Origin of the sequence: Actinomadura sp. NAK00032 (assembly GCF_013364275.1) — a bacterium.
GTDB lineage: Bacteria > Actinomycetota > Actinomycetes > Streptosporangiales > Streptosporangiaceae > Spirillospora.
On record NZ_CP054932.1, the window covers coordinates 8,770,206 to 8,789,420 of the forward strand.

The 19,215-nt window shown below is 69.4% G+C and carries 18 protein-coding genes; 3 read left to right on the forward strand and 15 right to left on the reverse strand.

The annotated features are described in order from the left end of the window. The first annotated feature begins 109 nt into the window (after positions 1–109). Positions 110–820 (forward strand): polysaccharide deacetylase family protein, encoded by a 711-nt coding sequence (locus HUT06_RS40355; protein WP_217711638.1) that lies wholly within the window; start codon positions 110–112, stop codon positions 818–820. A gap of 142 nt (positions 821–962) precedes the next feature. Here HUT06_RS40355 and HUT06_RS40360 read toward each other — a convergent pair whose 3' ends face one another. Together HUT06_RS40360 and HUT06_RS45030 are read right to left on the reverse strand one after the other, a co-directional pair. Continuing rightward, positions 963–2,231 carry a PH domain-containing protein gene (locus HUT06_RS40360; RefSeq protein ID WP_254715643.1) on the reverse strand — a complete coding sequence of 423 codons (1,269 nt, stop codon included), beginning with the start codon at positions 2,229–2,231 and terminating at the stop codon, positions 963–965. Positions 2,232–2,515: 284 nt separating this feature from the next. Next, complete coding sequence (locus HUT06_RS45030; RefSeq protein WP_254715644.1) at positions 2,516–2,896, reverse strand: PH domain-containing protein; 381 nt, start codon at positions 2,894–2,896, stop codon at positions 2,516–2,518. A 364-nt stretch (positions 2,897–3,260) separates the two neighbouring features. Between HUT06_RS45030 and HUT06_RS40370 the strand changes: the two genes are divergently transcribed. Continuing rightward, positions 3,261–4,409: an NADH-quinone oxidoreductase subunit D gene (locus HUT06_RS40370; protein ID WP_176200511.1), complete on the forward strand. Its 1,149-nt coding sequence runs from the start codon at positions 3,261–3,263 to the stop codon at positions 4,407–4,409. A gap of 20 nt (positions 4,410–4,429) precedes the next feature. Here the strand turns inward: HUT06_RS40370 and HUT06_RS40375 are convergent, their stop codons facing one another. From HUT06_RS40375 to dacB, 11 genes are all read right to left on the reverse strand, one after another. After that, a complete protein-coding gene (locus HUT06_RS40375; RefSeq protein WP_176200512.1) occupies positions 4,430–4,936 on the reverse strand; it encodes a DUF3180 domain-containing protein in 507 nt (168 codons plus the stop codon). Then, on the reverse strand, positions 4,933–5,520 hold the full coding sequence (gene folK, locus HUT06_RS40380) for a 2-amino-4-hydroxy-6-hydroxymethyldihydropteridine diphosphokinase (protein WP_176200513.1): 588 nt from the start codon (positions 5,518–5,520) through the stop codon (positions 4,933–4,935). The genes HUT06_RS40375 and folK overlap by 4 nt, the downstream gene beginning before the upstream one ends. Then, complete coding sequence (folB, locus tag HUT06_RS40385; RefSeq protein WP_176200514.1) at positions 5,517–5,882, reverse strand: dihydroneopterin aldolase; 366 nt, start codon at positions 5,880–5,882, stop codon at positions 5,517–5,519. Before folB ends, folK begins: the two co-directional genes overlap by 4 nt. Continuing rightward, positions 5,879–6,316 (reverse strand): nuclear transport factor 2 family protein, encoded by a 438-nt coding sequence (locus HUT06_RS40390; protein ID WP_176200515.1) that lies wholly within the window; start codon positions 6,314–6,316, stop codon positions 5,879–5,881. The genes folB and HUT06_RS40390 overlap by 4 nt, the downstream gene beginning before the upstream one ends. Next, positions 6,313–7,218 carry a dihydropteroate synthase gene (gene folP, locus HUT06_RS40395; RefSeq protein WP_176200516.1) on the reverse strand — a complete coding sequence of 302 codons (906 nt, stop codon included), beginning with the start codon at positions 7,216–7,218 and terminating at the stop codon, positions 6,313–6,315. Before folP ends, HUT06_RS40390 begins: the two co-directional genes overlap by 4 nt. 206 nt (positions 7,219–7,424) lie before the next feature. After that, entirely contained in the window at positions 7,425–8,033 is a 609-nt protein-coding gene (gene folE / locus HUT06_RS40400; protein ID WP_176201927.1) for a GTP cyclohydrolase I FolE, read from the reverse strand. A 32-nt stretch (positions 8,034–8,065) separates the two neighbouring features. Next, a complete protein-coding gene (gene ftsH, locus HUT06_RS40405; protein ID WP_176200517.1) occupies positions 8,066–10,069 on the reverse strand; it encodes an ATP-dependent zinc metalloprotease FtsH in 2,004 nt (667 codons plus the stop codon). Between the two features lie 360 nt (positions 10,070–10,429). Next, the gene (hpt, locus tag HUT06_RS40410) at positions 10,430–10,993 is read right to left on the reverse strand and encodes a hypoxanthine phosphoribosyltransferase (RefSeq protein WP_176200518.1); all 564 of its coding nucleotides are present in this window, start codon (positions 10,991–10,993) and stop codon (positions 10,430–10,432) included. 125 nt (positions 10,994–11,118) lie between these two features. Next, the gene (tilS, locus tag HUT06_RS40415; protein ID WP_176200519.1) at positions 11,119–12,114 is read right to left on the reverse strand and encodes a tRNA lysidine(34) synthetase TilS; all 996 of its coding nucleotides are present in this window, start codon (positions 12,112–12,114) and stop codon (positions 11,119–11,121) included. A 66-nt stretch (positions 12,115–12,180) separates the two neighbouring features. After that, the gene (locus HUT06_RS40420) at positions 12,181–13,290 is read right to left on the reverse strand and encodes a zinc-dependent metalloprotease (RefSeq protein ID WP_176201928.1); all 1,110 of its coding nucleotides are present in this window, start codon (positions 13,288–13,290) and stop codon (positions 12,181–12,183) included. 187 nt (positions 13,291–13,477) lie between these two features. Further along, the gene (gene dacB / locus HUT06_RS40425) at positions 13,478–14,854 is read right to left on the reverse strand and encodes a D-alanyl-D-alanine carboxypeptidase/D-alanyl-D-alanine-endopeptidase (RefSeq protein WP_254715645.1); all 1,377 of its coding nucleotides are present in this window, start codon (positions 14,852–14,854) and stop codon (positions 13,478–13,480) included. Between the two features lie 162 nt (positions 14,855–15,016). On the opposite strand from dacB, the gene HUT06_RS40430 reads away from it, so the two are divergent. Further along, the gene (locus HUT06_RS40430) at positions 15,017–15,508 is read left to right on the forward strand and encodes an inorganic diphosphatase (RefSeq protein WP_131943154.1); all 492 of its coding nucleotides are present in this window, start codon (positions 15,017–15,019) and stop codon (positions 15,506–15,508) included. A gap of 152 nt (positions 15,509–15,660) precedes the next feature. Here HUT06_RS40430 and HUT06_RS40435 read toward each other — a convergent pair whose 3' ends face one another. Then, entirely contained in the window at positions 15,661–16,875 is a 1,215-nt protein-coding gene (locus HUT06_RS40435) for an NlpC/P60 family protein (RefSeq protein ID WP_176200520.1), read from the reverse strand. A gap of 188 nt (positions 16,876–17,063) precedes the next feature. Then, positions 17,064–18,818 (reverse strand): sigma factor, encoded by a 1,755-nt coding sequence (locus tag HUT06_RS40440; RefSeq protein WP_176200521.1) that lies wholly within the window; start codon positions 18,816–18,818, stop codon positions 17,064–17,066. Positions 18,819–19,215: the final 397 nt, after the last annotated feature.

The following is a 19,215-nucleotide window of genomic DNA, read 5'->3' on the forward strand; positions in this document are numbered from 1 at the left end:
TCGTGGAGGGAAGATGACCCAAGTTCCGCATTCGCGGGGACGATTCGGTTCGTGCTCGGTTCGGCATTCGTGCTGGGGGCGACATTCGGCCGGGCGTCGTCCGGGTGGGGTGACGTCGGCGGCGCTGGCTGCCGCGGCGGCCGCCGTGGTGACGGCGGTACCTGCGGTTGGGCACGCGGCCGTCGCCAGGCCGCACCCCCAGTGGCGATGCCCTAACGGATACGTCGCGCTCACCTTTGACGACGGTCCGACCGCATCGACGTTGCCGGCGCTGCTGGAGGGGCTCCGGGCCGCCGGCGCCCGGGCCACCTTCTTCAATCAGGGGAACAATGCCGAGGCCCGTCCCGACCTCGTCCGCGCCCAGCAGCGCGCCGGGATGTGGATCGGCAACCACACGAACACCCACCCGCACCTGCCCGATCTGGGTGAGCCCGCCGCGTTCAGGGAGATCCTCGGCACTCAACTGACCCTGCGCCGCATCACCGGACGGTGGCCCACGCTGTTCCGTCCGCCGTATGGGGAGACCAGCGAACAGATCAGGCGGGACGAGGCTCGTCTGAGGCTCCTGGAAGTCCTGTGGACGGTCGACTCACGGGACTGGGCGGGGGCAAGCACGGATGAGATCGTCGCGGCGGCTCGCACCCTCCAACCGGGCGGCATCCTCCTGATGCACGACTGGGCTCAGGCGTCCGTCGACGCTGTGCCGCGGATCGTCGGCGATCTCCGGGACCGCGGCCTCTGCCCGGGCAGGATCGCCTTCACCCCGCGCAAGGTTCCCTTCGGCGACACCTCCTTCCACGCGGTCGCGGCAGCACCCTGACCCCTGGCGGACCCGCCCGGCGACGGATCCGCGACGGGTGATGGCGGCCGGCCCGCCTCCCCCTCCGGGCGGGCCGGCCGGTTCCCATGGTCACGGTCGGCGACGCCGCATGGAAGTAGAACAGGATTCTGTGGAAAAGCCCTCAGCGGGCCCAGTGGGTGGGGTCGCCGCCGCCGGCACGGCGCGCGGCCAGGGCTCGGCGAGCGGTGCTCTCGACGATCGCGCGGGCCTCGCCGAGTTCGCGGTCCGTGGCCGCTACCTGAACCGGCCCTGGTGGCGCGTCAACGTGGACGGTGGCCAGCCCGACAAGGCGCTGGAACGGGTTGACGGTGAGCCGGACGCTCTGCGCGCGCGCGTGGGCGATCACATCGGTACGGCGGCAGGGCCAGCCGTGCCGGGTCACGAACACCACATCGTCCGTGCCGGCACCGTCCGCGTGGTCGATCGCAACGGCTTTGGAGGAAGCGGGGACGAGAGGAACGGCGTCCACATGCGTCCCAGGGAAGACCTGCGAGACCAGATGCATGGCGACATGGCGGGGTGCGACGGGAAGCAGCGTCGAGGACAGGGCCTGGCGCTCGCCCGCGTAGCCCGCGACGGTGACCTCGACGCGGGCCCAGCCGAGGCTCCGCCAAATCATCGGCTCGACGATGCTGACGGCCTGCACGCGTCCCGGGGGCAGCGTCTGCATGCGGGTCTCCAGGAGCCCGTAGCGCAGGCGGATGCCGTCCGGTGACATCGCGACCGTGAAGTTCGCGTACATCACGAGGGGTGCGATGACAGCGCGGATGAGGCCGAGCAAGACGGGGATGGTGACCGCCAGCATGCCGCCTTCCGCGTACATCACGAGGAAGATGAGCGAGGCCATGAAGAGCAGGACCGTCCCGAGGACGGGCAGCTTCACCACGAGGGAAGCGAACAGCACGCCGAACGGGACGCGCCACACGTGCCTTTCGGGTGCCTCTGGCGTATGTCCGGGGAGGCCTGCGGCGCGCGCGAGGAGTTCTGCGCGCAGTTGCTGTGCCGAGTTCCGCCCCAGGTAGCGGAGCGCGATCTCGCTCTGCTCGCCGCCGGCCAGTTCCACGCGCACTTCCGCCAGGGCGAACACTCTCGTCACCAGTGGGCGGACGAGATCGATGGCCTGGATCCGCGACAGCGGGATGCGGCGCTTGTTCTTGCGGAGGAGGCCGGTCTCGACGACGAGGTCGTCGTTGTCGATGCGGAAACGGACCGCGAGCCATGTCCAGAGGCCCGATCCCACCGCGATGAACCCCATGGGGACGGTCACGATGAGGAACCTGACGATCACCTCGGGCGTGAGAGCCAGGGTGATGCCGTCTTCCGTCTGGGTCAGCAGTAGAGGGAAGCCCAGCAGGACGAAGTAGATGATGAGGAAGATGAAGGCGCGCAATGGTGCCGTGGCCCAATGGAGCCTGTGCGTGCCCTCTGAGAAACGGATCGGAGGCCGCTGGGGGCCATACCCGTACGGAGGCGGACCGTACGGAGGGCCGAGAGGCCGCGGGGGCGGCCCGTACGGCGGATGTGGCGGCGGGCCATAGGGCGGCCCGGGACGGCCTTGAGGTCCGTATGGGCCGGGACCGGGGCGTCCTGGCGGCGGGCCATAAGGCCCCGGGCGTGGGCCAGGACCCGGGCCGGGGCCGCCCGGGGGTCCGTATGGCGGGCCATAGGGGCCACTCATAGCCCCATGCTCCGTTCCTCGCCCTTCTGGGCGAGCCGGTCGCGCAGCAGGGCGGCTTCAGCGCTGGGCAGACCGGGGATGGTCGCGTCCGTCGCCGCGGCGGCAGTGTGCATCCGGACGGTGGCGATCCCCATCCACCGTTCGAGAAGCCCTGCCGTGACGTCCACGAACTGCATCCGCCCGTACGGAACGACGATGAGGCGCTTGACGAACACACCGTGGGTGACGATGAGGTCGTCCGCGCGCTCGACATACCCGAACGCCCGGCGGTCGAGTTCGGCGACCAGCCACGTGAGGGCCGCCCCCAGAAGGACGGCGACAATCCACATGACGGCGGCGACCATGCCGCCGTTCCGCCACACGATGAACGCGCCCACACCACCGATGGGAATCGCCCAGAGTACGGCTGTGAGAAGCCTGTGCCAGGCGTGGCGTTTGGAAATGGGCGCCCACTGGAGGCCGCTGCCAGGCGCGAAGGCCTGGTCGGCACGGTAGGCGGGCGCCGTCTGCTGCTGCCCTTGCTGCGGCGGGTAGTGTGCCGGTACTTGACCTGGCGGCTGGCCGCCTGGTCCCGGGGCAGCGGGCGCGGGCGGGTACGCCGCGTCCTGGGGCCCAGGCTGCGCGGCGGGCTCGTACGGCGGTTCGCCGTGGCTCGCGTTCATTGCCCCCTAGTCAACCGGAAAACGAGTACCGCTCGCCATGGGACCATGAAGCGGTGATCGGAGCGGCGGAGGCGCGACCATGACCACCGAGCGGATCGTCGGGATCGGTGCGGGCGCCAAAGAGCTCGCCACCGAGGACATGACCCTCAACATCGGCCCCCAGCATCCGTCCACGCACGGTGTGCTCCGGCTGAGGCTGACGCTGGACGGCGAGCGCATCTCCGCGGCCGAGCCCATCGTCGGATACATGCACCGGGGCGCGGAGAAGCTGTTCGAGGTCCGGGACTTCCGCCAGATCATCGTCCTGGCGAACCGGCACGACTGGTTGTCGGCCTTCTCCAGCGAGCTGGGCGTCGTCCTCGCCGTCGAGCGCATGCTCGGCATGGAGGTCCCCGTGCGCGCCGTATGGATGAGAACCCTCCTGGCCGAGCTGAACCGGATCCTGAACCACCTCATGTTCCTCGGTTCCTATCCCCTCGAGGTGGGCGCCATCACCCCGATCTTCTACGCGTTCCGTGAGCGCGAGACGTTGCAGCGGGTGATGGAGGAGATCTCCGGTGGCCGCATGCACTACATGTTCAACCGGGTCGGCGGCCTGAAGGACGAGCTTCCGGCCGGCTGGACGGCGCGCGCGCGGACCGCCGTCTCCGAGGTCCGTTCCCGGATGGGCGACATCGACGACATCATCATGGGCAACGAGATCTTCCGCGCGCGCACGAGAAACGTCGGCGTCCTCACGCGCGAGCAGATCCTCCAGTACGGAGTGTCCGGGCCGATCGCACGAGCGTCCGGCGTCGACTTCGATCTGCGCCGGGACGAGCCCTACCTCGCCTACGGCGACCTCGACGTCCGTGTGGTCACCCGTACCGAGGGCGACTGCCTGGCCCGCTTCGAATGCCTCTTGGACCAGGTACACGCGTCCCTGGATCTCGCCGACGCCTGCTTGGACCGCATCGCCGAACTCCCACCGGGCCCGATCAACCAGCGGCTGCCGAAGGTCCTGAAGGTCCCCGAAGGCCACACCTACGCCTGGACGGAGAACCCTCTGGGCATCAACGGGTACTACCTGGTGTCGCGCGGGGAGAAGACCCCGTGGCGCATGAAGCTGCGTTCCGCGTCCTTCAACAACATCCAGGTCCTCACGGAGCTGCTGCCGGGCAACCTGGTCGCCGACATGATCGCCATCCTCGGCTCGATGTTCTTCGTGGTCGGCGACATCGACAAATGACCCCTGGCGAGGCGTGAAGCCTAGGCGCGGGAGGCCCGGCGGTCGCGTTCCTCCTCGTCCGGGTCCTTGGGCACGCGGCACGCGTACTCCAGGAAGAACGCCGCGGCCACCAGGACCACGGCCGCCAGGAACGTGCCGCCGCTGACGAAGAAGTCGTGCCGGGGGGTCGGCTTGTCGAGCTGGGTCGCGAGGCTGATGGCGAACCCGCCGAACACGCCCGCGATGACGGCGGCGGAGTGCGCGCTGGCCTTGCCCAGGGCGGCCAGCCGGGCCACGGCCATGGGCTCGATCGGCTTCGGCGCCTTGCGGCCCGCCTCCGGCACGCGTCCCCTCTCGGGCTTGCGGCGGATACGGCGCAGCACGTTCACACCGGTGAACCCCTCGCCCAGGGCGAGCAGCAACAGCGTCGGTACCGCCGTCCACGGCAGGGGCGGTAGCGAGACGTAGGCCGAACGCAGCACCGCCCAGGTGACGACCGCGATGACGACCACCAGGGCGATGAGGAACAGCGGACGGGACGGCTTCATGCAGGCTGCTGGAGAGCCAGGTCCTCCCGCCGGCGTACGGCCGACGGGCCACCCTCGGACTGCTTGGCCTGGGCGAGGTCACCGACGCGGCCGTGCCCCGGCAGCAGCACGTCCGGCTCGATGTCGGCCCACGGCACGAGCACGAACGCGCGCTCGTGCGCGCGGGGGTGCGGGAGCGTCAGATCGGGGTCGTCGGACGAGACGTCGCCGAACACGACGATGTCGATGTCCAGCGTGCGCGGCCCCCAGCGGACCTCGCGTTCCCGGCGCATCGAGTTCTCGATGTTCAGGACGCGCTCCAGCAGGTTCTCCGGTGGCAGCCGCGTGTCGGCCACGAGCACGATGTTGAGGAAGTCGCCCTGCTCGGGGATGTTCTCCCCGGGAGGGGCGAAGGGCGCGGTCTCGTAGACCGGGGAGACCGCCACGTAGCTCAGCCCCGGCGCGTCGAACAGCGCGTCGACCGCCTCCTGGATGTTGTCCAGCCGGTCCCCGAGGTTGCTGCCGATCGAGAACACGACACGGTGCTGGACCAGCATGTGCCCGCCGGTGGCGGTGCGGTCGGGCATGCGGTCGGACGCAGTCATGGGCGACTCCTCCTGATCTTCACGGCGACGTCCGTGAAGGGGTGCGGCACAGGCGCGCTCGGCTTGTGGACGGTGATCTCCACCTCGGACACCGCCCCATCTTCCAGACATATTGTCGCGAGCCGGTCGGCCAGCGTTTCGATGAGATTGACGGGCTCGCCCTCGACGACCGCGACCAGACGGCCCGCGAGCGTCCCGTAATCGACGGTACGCGAGAGGTCGTCCCCGGCGGCGGCGGGGCGGGTGTCGAGCCCGAGGACGGCGTCCACCACGAACTCCTGGCCCAGCTCGCGCTCGGCCGGCAGGCACCCGTGCCGCCCCCGGGCCCGCAGGCCGCGCAACTCGATGCGGTCGAGGCTCATTCTTCCTCCGCGTCCACGACGTTGAGGACGGGGGAACCGTGGTGGAGCAGGAGCCGCCACTCCCCACCGGTCCGTACGAACACGTTCGTCGCCACGATGCTGCCTCCGGCGAGGAACCCCGTCTCCGTCTCCTCGTCGGCGGTGAGCACGTTCTCCTTGCACGTCACCACGGCGTGGTCGCCGTACACGTCCGTCTCGACATCGGTCAGCACGAACTGGATGTAGGGCGTGTTGGCCATGATGAGCGCCCAGGAGCGCAGCACCTCCTCGCGCCCGCGCAGCATCGTCCAGCCCGGGTGCACGCAGGACACGCCTGAGGCGTACTGACCGTCGGCCCATACGGCCGACATGCGGTCGAAGTCGCCGGCCTCGAACGCGGCATAGAACTCGGCGTGGACCTCGTCCACGTCGGCGCGGTTCACGGCACGGCTCATGGGCGGTGTCCCCCTTGCTGGGCGCGACCGTCCGCCGCGGCCGGTTCCGAGCTTTCGTCCTGGGGCCGGCGTACTTCGCCGAGCGGCCCCTCATCGGGCAGGCGGGCCGCACTGATGGCGGCCGCCACACGCACCGCGTCCGCGTTGGGACGGACGCGGTGAACCCGTACGCACCAGGCTCCAGCCACTGCGGCCAGCGACGTGGTGGCCACCGTGGCGTCATCGCATTCGGCGAACGCACGGGGCGTTCCATCAGGGTCGGCCAGCAGCTTCGTGAGGAAGCTCTTGCGCGACGCACCGACCAGCACCGGATACCCGGTGGCGGCCAGCGCGTCGAGCCGGGCCAAGAGCCTCCAGTTATGGCCGGCCCTGGGGCTCTTGGCGAAACCGAGCCCCGGGTCGAGCACGATCATCGACGGGTCGACGCCCTCCCGCAGAACGGCATCGACCCTCTGCAGAAGCTCATCGCGCACCTCGCGGACCACATCCGCGTAGATGGCACGGGTCTGCATGTCGTGGCTGTGGCCGCGCCAATGCATGACCACATAGGGGACGTCCGCGGCGGCGACCACGCGCGGCATGTCCGGATCGGCGAGGCCGCCACTGACGTCGTTGACCAGCCGGGCGCCCACGCCGACGGCGGCCTCCGCGACCTCCGCCCGCATGGTGTCCACACTGACGGGGACGTTCTCGGCGCTGAGCGCCTCTATGACCGGGACCACGCGGCGCAGTTCCTCTTCCCGCGACACACGCTGCGCACCGGGCCGCGTGGACTCGCCGCCCACGTCCACGATGTCGGCGCCCTCCGCGGCGAGGTCCAGCCCATGGCGGACGGCCTTCTCGGGATCGAACCATGCGCCGCCGTCCGAGAACGAGTCCGGGGTCACGTTGACCACGCCCATGACGAGGCACCGCCCTGGCGAGGGAAGCCCCGGAACTACGGCATTGGTCATGTCACCCCACCTTATGCCTAGGAGTCATGGGTTCGGCGCGGCGGCTCCCGCCGCCCGGCCACGTCCGTCCCGCCTCCCGAGAACCAGCAGAACGGGCCTCAGCGCGACGCTGAGGCCCGTTCGATCGCTTGGGGACCCTCGGGACACCCGGGCGGTCAGTGACGCCCGAGGATCAGGCTCATCGCCTCCGAGCGCGTCTCCGCGTGATCACGGAAGTCGCCGCGCACCGCCGACGTGACCGTCTTGGCGCCCGGCTTCCGCACCCCGCGCATCGTCATGCACAGGTGCTCGGCCTCGATCACCACGATCGCGCCGCGCGGCTCCAGCACCCGCATCAGCGCGTCCGCGACCTGGCTGGTGAGCCGCTCCTGCACCTGGGGGCGCCGCGCGTACACGTCCACCAGCCGGGCCAGTTTGGACAGACCGGTGATCTGGCCCCGCTTGTTGGGCGTGTACCCCACGTGCGCCACCCCGTGGAAGGGCACGAGGTGGTGCTCGCATACGGAGTAGACCTCGATGTCCTTCACCAGGACCATCTCTTCGTGGTCGGCGTCGAACACCGTCGTCAGCACGTCCTCAGGCGTCTGCCTGAGGCCGGCGAACTGCTCCGCGTACGCCCGCGCCACCCGCGCCGGGGTGTCGCGCAGCCCGTCCCGGTCGGGGTCCTCCCCGATGCCGATCAGGATCTCGCGGACGGCCTTCTCGATGCGCGCGTGGTCGAAACGCCCGCCGTGCACGGTCTCGCCCGGCGGGTCGTTCTCGATCGGCGCCTCGTCGTACGGAATCGCCAAGACGGTCAGCTCTCACCCTGGGACGGGTCGACCGCCTCGGAGGCGACACCGCCCTGGCCGTTGTTCTTGGTGAGGTCGGTGACGTCCTGCGGGCCGAGCAGGGCCAGCTCCTTGGGCGTCAGCACCGGAGGACGGTCGGACGGGAGGCGCTTGCCGTAGCCGGTGTAGGAGTTCTGGTGCGGCCGCTTCTGGATCGGCGCGAAGATCTCCAGCACCTGGTCCTTCGACAGGGTCTCCTTCTCCATCAGGTTCACGACGAGCTCGTCCAGGACGTCCCGGTACTCGACCAGGATCTCCCAGGCGGTGTCGTGCGCGGACTCGATGTAGCGACGGACCTCGTCGTCGATCGCGGACGCTATGTCCTCGGAGTAGTCGCGCTCGTGCCCCATGTCGCGGCCAAGGAAGACCTCACCCTGGCCAGAGCCGAACTTACGGGCGCCCAGGCGCTCGCTCATGCCGTACTCGGTCACCATGTTGCGCGCGATGGAGCTGGCCTTCTCGATGTCGTTGGCCGCACCGGTGGTCGGCTCGTGGAACACCAGTTCCTCTGCGGTGCGCCCACCGAGCAGCATGGCGAGCTGGTCGTTCATCTCGGAGCGCGTGGTGAGGAACTTGTCCTCCATCGGGAGGGTCATGGTGTAGCCCAGGGCCCGCCCGCGCGGCAGGATCGTCACCTTGTGCACGGGGTCGGAGTTCGGCAGCGCGTGCGCCACCAGAGCGTGCCCGCCCTCGTGGTAGGCGATGATCTTCTTTTCCTTCTCCGACATCACGCGGGTCTTGCGCTCGGGCCCGGCCATGACGCGGTCGATGGACTCCTCGAGGGTGTCCATGTCGATCAGCTTGCGGTCGAAGCGGGCCGTGAGCAGCGCCGCCTCGTTGATGACGTTGGCCAGGTCGGCACCGGTGAAGCCCGGGGTGCGCCGCGCGATGACGTCGAGGTCGACGTCCTGCGCGAACGGCTTGCCGCGCCCGTGCACCCGCAGGATGCCCTTGCGGCCCTCCAGGTCGGGGCGGTCCACGGTGACCTGCCGGTCGAACCGGCCCGGACGCAGCAGCGCCGGGTCCAGGATGTCGGGGCGGTTCGTCGCGGCGATCAGGATCACGCCGCCCTTGACGTCGAAGCCGTCCATCTCGACCAGCAGCTGGTTGAGGGTCTGCTCGCGCTCGTCGTGGCCGCCGCCGAGCCCGGCGCCGCGGTGCCGGCCGACGGCGTCGATCTCGTCGATGAAGATGATCGAGGGGGCGTTCGTCTTGGCCTGCTCGAACAGGTCGCGGACGCGGGACGCGCCGACACCGACGAACATCTCCACGAAGTCCGAACCGGAGATCGAGTAGAACGGCACACCGGCCTCACCGGCGACCGCGCGCGCGAGCAGCGTCTTACCGGTGCCGGGCGGGCCGTACAGGAGCACGCCCTTGGGAATCTTGGCGCCGATCGACTGGAACTTCGCCGGGTTCTGCAGGAAGTCCTTGATCTCTTCCAGTTCCTCCAGGGCCTCCTCGGCCCCGGCCACGTCGGCGAAGGTGGTCTTCGGGGTGTCCTTGGTGATGAGCTTGGCCTTGGACTTGCCGAAGTTCATCACCCGAGAGCCGCCGCCCTGCATCTGGTTCATGATGAACAGGAAGATCAGCACGATGACCACGATGGGCAACAGGCTGAACAGCAGGTTCAGGAAGAAGCTCTGCTTGGGGACATCGACGTTGTAACCGCCGGGGAGCTTGCCGGCGTCGACCTGCTTCTGCAGCTGCTGCTGCAACTGGAGCCCCTGGCCGTCCACCCAGGATGCCTGCTGCCGCTTGTCGTTCCTGAGGGTCAGCTCGATCCGCTGGTCCTTGTCAACGATCTTGGCCGATTTGACCTGGCCGCTGTTGATCTCCTGGACCACCTTGGAGGTGTCGACCTTCTCGAACGAACGGCCGGGGTTGACGCCCCACATGACGAGGGCGACCAAGATGCCGAACAGCAGGATCCACAGCAGCGGCCCGCGAAAGTAGCGCTTCACGTCCATTTATCCGGTTACCCCTACGGGGCCCGTCCCTCCTGACCAACGTCTGTGTGTGATCCCCGCCCGTCCCGGGGGGACGAACGCCACTGCGACCAACAATGCGTCCAACGAAAGGCCCGTCGCCAGGGCTTCGGACCCACCGTGGCGGCTTCCCTCATATGGCTCCCCGAACCCAGGGTCCGGGACACCGACGGTACACCGCAGGCGCAGGAGACGCAGCCGACGCTGTTCTCCCGCATCCCTTCCATATACCCGTCAACGATCCTTGCAACGATTCGTCACGGTTACTTGTTCCCTGGGCGGTCCAAGGACCCGTGGGAGAGCCCGTGGGGACCCGTGGGAGAAACCCGTGGGAGGGACCGGTCAGGCCCCGTCCCCGCCGTACACGTGCGGGGCGAGCGTGCCGACGAACGGCAGGTTCCTGTACTTCTCCGCATAGTCGAGCCCGTACCCGATGACGAACTCGTTGGGGATGTCGAACCCGATGTACTTCACGTCGAGGTCGGTCTTGACCGCCTCCGGCTTGCGCAGCAGCGCGCAGATCTCCAGGGAGGCCGGCCCACGCGAGAGAAGGTTGCTCACCAGCCACGACAGGGTCAGACCGGAGTCGACGATGTCCTCCACGATCAGGACGTGCCGGTCGATGATGTCGGTGTCGAGGTCCTTGAGGATGCGCACGACGCCCGAGGACTTCGTGCCCGAGCCGTAGGACGACACCGCCATCCAGTCCATCGACGCGGGCGTGTGCAGCGACCGCGCCAGGTCCGCCATGATCATGACGGCGCCCTTGAGGACCCCGACGAGCAGCAGGTCCTTGCCCGCGTAGTCGGCGTCGATCTGCCCGGCGAGCTCCCGCACCTTGGCCTGCAGATCGCTTTCGGGGATCAGTACTTTCGCCAGGTCGGCGCCCAGGTCCTTCTCGTCCACAACCCCACCCTCATCGCTCAGTTTCGCCCGTCCGGTGGGACGGACGCGGGACGGACACCGCCGCGCGCGCGTGTACGCGATGCGCGCGGCGGACACACCGTGCGACGATCCGCACACGGCGCGCGTCAGACCGGGCCGAACAGCAGCTTCGCATACCGCCGGACGGCGCTCAGCCCCCCGGGCAGATCCACGTGCCGCTGGCCGCGCCAGGCCGTGACCAGCCGGTCCACCGCATCGACATGAACCGCCGCGAGCGTACCCGGTGGGCTCCCGGCCTTCACCGCGGCCATCCGCAAGACCCGTGTGCGGACGGCTCTGGGCAGGTCATCGAGCCCCTCCAGACTCAGACCCACCCTGTAGCCGTCTTCAGGAGCCTCCAGATCGCCGAACGCGCGGGCCGCCAGGTCGTCCAAGGCGTCGGCATCGTCACGCAGCATCCGGGCCGTCCTGGCCAGCGCCTCGGCCACTCCTGGGCCGAGGGCCTTTTCCAGGGCGGGGAGAGCTTCGTGTCGGACGCGCACACGCGCGTAGGCGGAGTCGACGTTGTGAGGGTCATCCCAGGGTTCCAGCCCCATCGCCTTGCAGGCCCTGCGCGTGGTGGCCCGATCGAGCCCCAGCAAGGGCCTCAGGTACAGGACGTCCTGCCGCCGGAACTCGGCCGGCATGCCGGACAGCGATCGCGCACCTGAACCACGTGCCAACCCCAGCAGAACCGTCTCGGCCTGGTCGTCCTGGGTGTGGCCTAGGAGGACGGCCGCTGAACCCAGGCGGCCGGCCGCCTCGTCCAGGGCCTTGTAGCGAGCATCACGAGCCGCGTTCTCGGGGCCGCCCGGCCCATTGACGGTGACCGCGACAGAGCCCGCCGGGTCCAGCCCCAGCGCCGCCATGGTCCGCACTACGGTGTCGGCACGCTCGTCCGAACCGTCCTGTAGGCCGTGGTCGATCGTGATGCCCCCGGCAGGGCGTCCAGCCCTGGGCGCCTCGAAGGCGAGCGCACCGGCTAGCGCCAGGGAATCGGCGCCGCCGCTGCAGGCGGCCAGCACCAGAACGTCCGCCGGCAGGTCGGCGAGGACCCGGCGCACCGCGAGACGAACAGCCGCCACTGCAGGATCAGGCCCCATGGGTCAAACGTCTACCACCCCACGGGCCCGTGTACGCCCGCGAGGCCGTGTAGGGCCCGGCTGGGCTCAGGCTTCGTTGGCCTTGGGCGGCGCGTCGAGCGCCCTGGGGCCGACCACACGGTCCATCCAGAGCGCGGGTTCCTTGATCTCGTCGTGCGTGGGGAGCGTCTCCGGCGACTGCCAGACCTGGTTGAAGCCGCTCATGCCCACCTCGGCGACGACCCGTCGCACGAACCGCGAGCCCTCCGCGTACTGCTTCATCTTCAGATCGATGCCCAGCAGGCGCCGGATCGTCTTGTCGAGCTTGGTGCCGCCCTCACGGCGCCCCTGGAACCGCGACCTGATCTGCTGGACGGACGGCACGACCTCCGGGCCGACGGCGTCCATCACGTAGTCGCCGTGCCCCTCCACAAGGGTCATCACGGCGGTCAGGCGATCGAGGATCTCGCGCTGCTCCGGGCTCTGGATCGCGTCGATGAGGTTGGCGTCGCCACCGCGGACCGCGTCGGCGACGGCCTCGGCCGCGTCCCGGATGCGGTCGAGCATCGCGCCTGGGTCGAGGTCGGACGCGAGCAGGAACTTGGTCATCTGGTCCTGGACGTACTCGCGCAGCCAGGGGACACCGGTGAACTGGGCGCGGTGCGTCTCCTCGTGCAGGCACACCCAGAGGCGGAAGTCACGCGACTCCACGCCCAGTTCCTGCTCGACATGGACGATGTTGGGCGCGACCAGAGTCAACCGCCCCGTCGCCGTACGTCCCGTCGGGTCGGGCGGCAGGAACAGTTCGTACTGCCCCAGGACACGGCTCGCCATGTAGGCCAGGATCGCGCCCACCTGCATACCGGTCACCCGGGAACCGACCGCCTGGACGACCATGTTCCCCGCACCGCCGAGGGGCCCGGGACCGCGCCGCTCGGACATCTGCTCGATGAGCGGCTCCAGCACCACCCGGAAGCCGTCCACGTTCGCGCGGATCCAACCGGGCCTGTCCACGACCGTCGCCGGGTCCGGGTCGAGCTCGGACGCCATGCCGGTGAAGTCCCGCACATGCCCGTGGGCGATCTTGGAAAGTTCGCGCAGCTCCTTCACGACCTCGCGGGCCTCGTCATAGCTGACCTGCGGTCCCGGCCTCACGAGCCGGGTTCCGGCCTGAACGGCCACATTCCAGTCGATCATTGAGGCGCTCATGTACTCCACCGTACGTTTCGGAGACGGCGCCGAGGCGCCCCTACTGGGTCGTTCAACGAACAACCGTTCTGGTTATCTCCCGTACGGCCCCGCCCACACGCCCCCAGGCCACACCGTCCCGCCACAAACGCCCCATCCCGCGAAAAGCGGGCTCTCCGCACGGGATCGGGAGGCGTCAACCGCAGCCGCAGGACGCGACCGTCGCAGCCAGTTGGTCCAGTTTGCCCGGGTCGACCGGGCCTTTGCCGTCCCCCGCCATGAAGGCGAAGGCGAGCAGCCGCCCATCCGCGTCATATGCGAGCCCGGCCAGCGTGCTGACGCCCGCCAAGGTGCCGGTCTTGGCGCGGACCATGCCGGCGCCCGCCCGGCTGCCCACCGTGGTGTAGCGCGGCGGGCTCAGCGTCCCCGAGAACCCCGCGACGGGCAGGCCCGTGATGACCGAACGCAACTCCGGGTGCTTCTCGCCCGCTGCGAGCGAGACGATCCTGGCCAGCGCGATCGGTGAGATCCGGTTCCGCGGCGACAAACCGCTGCCGTCGTTGACCGAGACCCCTTCGGCCACACCGAGCTTAGCCAGGGCCTGCTGGACGGCCTGCGCCGCGCCCGCGAACGTCGGCGGCTGCCCCACCTTGATGGCGACCTGGCGGGCCACCGCTTCAGCGACGTCGTTGTCGCTGTCGGTCAGCAGATGCTCCACCAGGGCGGACATCGGCGGTGAGTGAACGGTGCCGAGGCTCGCAGCGCCTTCCTGCGCCACCGTCCTTCGTCCTGCCTTCGCCCTGATGCCCTGCTTGGACAGCAGGTACGCGAACTGCCTCGAAGCACTGGCGGGTGGGTTGGAGACCCGCGTCTTCTTGGTCGGGTCCGTCGGCGCTACGCGGCCCTCGTCGACGGTCAGTGCGGTCACAGGCGCGACCTCGCCGTCCGGCAGGTAATTGGGCTTCCACCCGGCCGCTGTAGTAGGGCCCTGGTAGGCGGACACGTCGTAGTCAACACGCGCCTGGCGTACACCAGCGGACTTGAGCGCGGCGGCCGTCTGGCGGGCCAGGTCCAAGAGGGACGCATAGGGCGGGTGCCCGGCCCCCGGACGTGGCGGCAGGGCCGTCAGGGTAGGATCCCCGCCTCCGACCAGTACGATTCCGCCGCCGCTGCCGCGCACGACCCGAGTGGCGATCCGGTACGCGGGGCCGACCGTGGCCAGCGCCGCGACCGATGTCGCCAGTTTCGTGGTGGAGGCGGGGGTGGCGGGCCGTCCGGCGCGCAGCGCGTACAGGGACCGGCGCGTCTCGGCGTCGACGACCACCGCGTTGATCTTCGCCTTCGGCCCGCCGATCAGCGCCGCCAGCCGTCCAGCCAGGACGGAGGGGTTCGGCGGCCGGCCCGACGCGGAATCGGCCGCGGGGGCCACGACCGCGGACGCCGGAACGCGTACCGGGTCGCGCTCGGCCACGCTGGGCGGCTGCGGGGACAGATGACGCTCGGGTGTGAGTTTCGCCACTGCCAGCCCGGCGGCGACGGTGAAAACGTTAAGGAGGGACAGCGACAGGATCACGAGGGCCCGGCCCCGTCCAGGCACGTGACCGCCCCTCTCCCACTCAGCACTCACCAACGTGCGACATCCTTATACGAGGGAACACTCGTCCTGTGGGGCCGGCCTCACCCACGGGCTCCCGGAAGACTATTCACTGCGAGCGCGCAGGGAGCGGAGGACATCTTGGATTTCGACGTCACCATTGAGATCCCGAAGGGCCAGCGGAACAAGTACGAGGTGGACCACGAGACGGGGCGCATCCGGCTCGACCGCATGCTGTTCACCTCGACGCAGTACCCGGCCGACTACGGGTTCATCGAGGACACCCTAGGGGAGGACGGCGACCCGCTGGACGCGCTCGTCCTGCTGCAGGAGCCGACCTTCCCCGGCTGCCTCATCCGCTGCCGCGCGGTGGGCATGTTCCGGATGACCGACGAGGCCGGTGGTGACGACAAGGTCCTGTGCGTCCCCGCCACCGACCCCCGCATGGAGCACCTGCGCGACATCCACCACGTCGCCGAGTTCGACCGGCTGGAGATCCAGCACTTCTTCGAGGTCTACAAGGACCTGGAGCCCGGCAAGTCCGTCGAGGGCGCCAGCTGGGTGGGGCGTGTCGAAGCCGAGCTGGAGATCGAGCGTTCCCGGAAGCGCGCCGCGGACCAGGGCGGCCACTGAGCGCCGGGGCCGGGAGTCGCAGACGGCGCTGATCCGCTCCCGCCGCCCCCGCGACACGATCCCGCAAGGACCCTTCCGCACGAAACGCCGTATGGAAGGGTCCTCGCCGTCCATGGGCGCGGTCCGTGGGTGCGGTCCGTGGGCGCCACGGCTCATCCCGACGGACGGGTGGCGCCGATCAGGTCACCCCGGTGAATGCTGGATACGCGGACCTCGGCCCCCGTGTAGGGCGCTTCCACCATCTGGCCGTCGCCGATGTAGACGCCGACATGGTGGATGGTGGCGGGGTTGGACGAATCCGTGGCGAAGAAGACCAGATCCCCCGGACGCAACGCGCTCGTGGGAACGTGGGGGCCTGACGTCCATTGAGTGCCGGTCCAATGGTCCAGCCGTACACCGGCCTTGTTCCAGGCGTACATGGCGAGACCCGAGCAATCGAAGCCGACCGTGCCCGCGCCTTGAGCGAACCCCTGGCTGGGCCCGAGCATGTTGCCTCCACCCCACGCGTACGGGGTGCCCAGCCACTTCAGCGCTGCCCGAGCGGCGATCGCACCGCGCGCGGCGGACGAAGTCAGTCCCGTGGCCGGAGCCTCTGAGCCGGCGAAGGCGGAACGGGCCTTGTGCGCCTCTGCCTTCTCTCTGGCCTTCTCCCGCGCGCGCTTGACCCGAGCAGCATGGGCTTGAGCATCGCCGAGTCGACGCTCAAGGCGCCGCTTCTCGGTTTCGATGCGTTGGACGGACGCCTGCTGCCTGGCCACCGCCTGTTCCGCGAACCGCTTGGCCTCGTCGGCCCGCCGGGTCACGGCTTGCTGCTCCTCGAACGCGGTCTCCGCCTGGCGGCGGAACACGTCCGCGACGTTCTTGGACGCCTCCACACGGTCGATCATGGCCGCTCGCCGTTTCGCGAGCATCTCGACCATCCCCGCACGGTCCATGAAGCCCTGCGGGCCGCCATGGCCGACCAGCGCCGACGAGATCTGGTCGTAGCCGGTGTTGTCCCGATAGACCTGAGCAGCGAAGGACGCCAGTTCGGCCCTGCTCTCCTCCACCCTCCGATATGCCTCGGTAACCCGGCCTTGGGTGTCCCAGTACGCGCGCTGCGCGCGTAGCAACTGCACCCGCTCGCCGTTGTAGCGCTCTATGGCGGTCTCCGCAGCGACGCTGAGCCTGTCGAGTTCCCCGTCCGCCTGTGCGAGCTTGGCCTTCGTCCGGCCGACTTCGGCCGCCCGTTCCCTCACCTGGCGTTCGGTCCGTTCGACGTCCTTCGCGCTAGGGCCGGGGTCGGCGGACGGACGGGCGGACGCGGCCGGCACCAGCAGGCTCATGCCCAGAGCGAGCCCGGAGCCGAAGGCGACCAGCCGCAGCATCGTGCTCAGTGCAGGGGGTCGCGCCGCACGGCGGTGGCGGGTGTCTGCTGCGCCGGTTGCCATGAGCACGTCCTCCCCCGGGGATGCACTGCTTAGCGCAAACGATCACCTACGAAGAGTAGTTGACTCGGGCAATGGCCGGTACACGCGCCACTCCAGGCCGGCCCTTCACGGCCGAGAGTCTCCCGTCATGCGGTGGCTGTCGGCCCCACGCTTGGTGGGTTCTCGTCGGACGGTCGTCCTGTCGGGGACGGTGTCGTCTCCGGGGCGCTGCCAGGGGGCGATGTCGGCGCGGGGGTCGATGGTGTCGGCGTCGGCTGACCGCTTCCTGGCCGATCCGTATCCGTCGGTGTGGGGTGAGGACTGCCCGGTCGCTGCGTCGCGGGCGGCGCGGAGGGACTCGGTGAACTGGAACCGGTCGGTGTGGGCGACGGACCGGGGGCGGGCGGTGCGTCCTTCCGCCAGGTGACGTGAACCTGGACGGCGCCAGGCCGGAAGGTGACGGTGCCGGCCCCGCGGTCGTCCGGCCCCCGCGAGACGTGGACGTGCAGGGTCACGGCCTGTCCGGGCTGAAGACGACCAGAGGACGGCTGTATCCGAACAGGGCCCTGGGTGCTCGCCACCCAGGTGACCGGTCCGTCTTCTGCTCGCACGTCAATGGCGCCGTCCGAACCTCCCGCCAAGTCCAGGTAGAGCGGGGAGACGACCAGGACGCCCGCAGGTGTGGTCGGCTCCGTCCCGGAGACCGGCACCGGAGGCGGTTCGGGCACGGCCATCGGCGGTGCGGACGAGGCGCGCGCGCCGAACGGGAACGTGGCCGACACAGGGGCGGCGTCAAGCGGCCCGGACTCGTCCGGGTTCATCGCAGGCCGCCTGGTCTCCGGTGTCTGGGAGATACCGGGCACCACGGTCGGCTGCGGGCCGGCGGCGGTCTCCGCCGGGCTCCCGCTGGTGCCCAGCACTCCGTACATCGATGCGACCCCGCCTCCGGACAGAAGCGCCACCACCGCGAGCACCACGGCCGCACGGACCGCCTGTGCGCCGATCCCCGCCTCGTGCGCGGCCGTGGGCGCCTTGCGGAAACGGCCGAGCCAGGAGCCGTCGCCGCCCTGGCGACTGGCCCGTCCCGACCGGAGGTCCTGGACGGGGAAGCCGTCGGAGGCGAACTCCGTGACGCGGGTGGCGACGAAGAGCCTGTAACCCACCAGCTCGGGGTCCAGAAAGCAGCTCATGACACGGAGCCGCAGTTCTGCTGCTGGACGCGCGTCCGGCAGAAGCCCGTACACCTTCCTCGCCGACACGGAGCGGGGGCGGAGCGAACCGCAGACGGAGCAGGCCTCCGCGTGCCTTCTCAGCCGTCCGCTCAGCTCGTGATCGAGCTCGCCGCACCGTTCTCGCAGCAGCAGCGCACGCCTGGCGCAGCCGTAAGGCCCCTGTTGTACGAGCATCTCCGCGACTAGCGCGTCCTCCAGCTCGGCCCGCGCGAGGTCCAGCGCTTCCAGGGCGTCCTTCAACAACAGGCCCAAAACGGCGGCCAGGTCGGGGACCGGCAGCCGGTGCCTGACGCTCAGTTCCAGAATCTCCCGGGAGACCGGACGCAGCGCCAGGACCGCCTGCCACGCCGTGATGCGCTGGTCGACGTCCTCCTGATCGTGGCTGGCGACCGGCATGTCCGGGGTCTTGTTCCGCAGCGGCATGTGCCGCGCGCACTCAAGCCTGGCGATGGCATAGAGCCACGCCCTGAACCGGTGGGGGTCGCGCAGCTTGCCGATGTGCGCCTCCGCCACGATGAAGGTGTCGCGTAAGGCGACCTGGGCCGTGTCACGGCACCGCAACTGGAACCAGCAGTACGCGTAGAGCCGGCGGGCATGCGCGTCGTACACCGCGGCCGGGGCGCTGGGGTCGCGCTCGCGTAGCGCCTCGACCAGGAGATGGTCGTTCATACCAGAAAGGTAAAGGCTCTTCGCGTTCTTTACTGGCCATTTCAGAAGATCCAACCGAGATACCGAACGCCATTCTTGTGCCAACTCGCGATGACTTAGACAGAGTGTCACAATAGAGTAGTTTGCGTGCTTTGACCGACATACTGCAACTATCGCACCCTTGGCGTGACCAGCACGTCATCCCGAGGAGCACCTGGGTCGCGACACAGCGTGAAGCCCCGGAATCAGATCACTTGCCACACGAATGACCGTTTCGAAATCAACGAAATTGAGCCTCCATGCGCCGATCACCAGCAGGGACAAAGAATTCCCGCGCACGGCGATAGATCATCGAGATCGTCGATACTGCGCATATCGCTCGATACCACGGGGCTGCCATCCAACCCAGGGGGCAACA

Bases quoted from the DNA above. Each gene is read 5' to 3' on its own strand.
- HUT06_RS40370 (WP_176200511.1), top strand. From the start codon at position 3,261: ATGACCACCGAGCGGATCGTCGGGATCGGTGCGGGCGCCAAAGAGCTC.
- HUT06_RS40375 (WP_176200512.1), bottom strand. From the start codon at position 4,936: ATGAAGCCGTCCCGTCCGCTGTTCCTCATCGCCCTGGTGGTCGTCATC.
- folK (WP_176200513.1), bottom strand. From the start codon at position 5,520: ATGACTGCGTCCGACCGCATGCCCGACCGCACCGCCACCGGCGGGCAC.
- folB (WP_176200514.1), bottom strand. From the start codon at position 5,882: ATGAGCCTCGACCGCATCGAGTTGCGCGGCCTGCGGGCCCGGGGGCGG.
- HUT06_RS40390 (WP_176200515.1), bottom strand. From the start codon at position 6,316: ATGAGCCGTGCCGTGAACCGCGCCGACGTGGACGAGGTCCACGCCGAG.
- folP (WP_176200516.1), bottom strand. From the start codon at position 7,218: ATGGGCGTGGTCAACGTGACCCCGGACTCGTTCTCGGACGGCGGCGCA.
- ftsH (WP_176200517.1), bottom strand. From the start codon at position 10,069: ATGGACGTGAAGCGCTACTTTCGCGGGCCGCTGCTGTGGATCCTGCTG.
- tilS (WP_176200519.1), bottom strand. From the start codon at position 12,114: ATGGGGCCTGATCCTGCAGTGGCGGCTGTTCGTCTCGCGGTGCGCCGG.
- HUT06_RS40420 (WP_176201928.1), bottom strand. From the start codon at position 13,290: ATGATCGACTGGAATGTGGCCGTTCAGGCCGGAACCCGGCTCGTGAGG.
- HUT06_RS40435 (WP_176200520.1), bottom strand. From the start codon at position 16,875: ATGCTGCGGCTGGTCGCCTTCGGCTCCGGGCTCGCTCTGGGCATGAGC.
- HUT06_RS40440 (WP_176200521.1), bottom strand. From the start codon at position 18,818: ATGAACGACCATCTCCTGGTCGAGGCGCTACGCGAGCGCGACCCCAGC.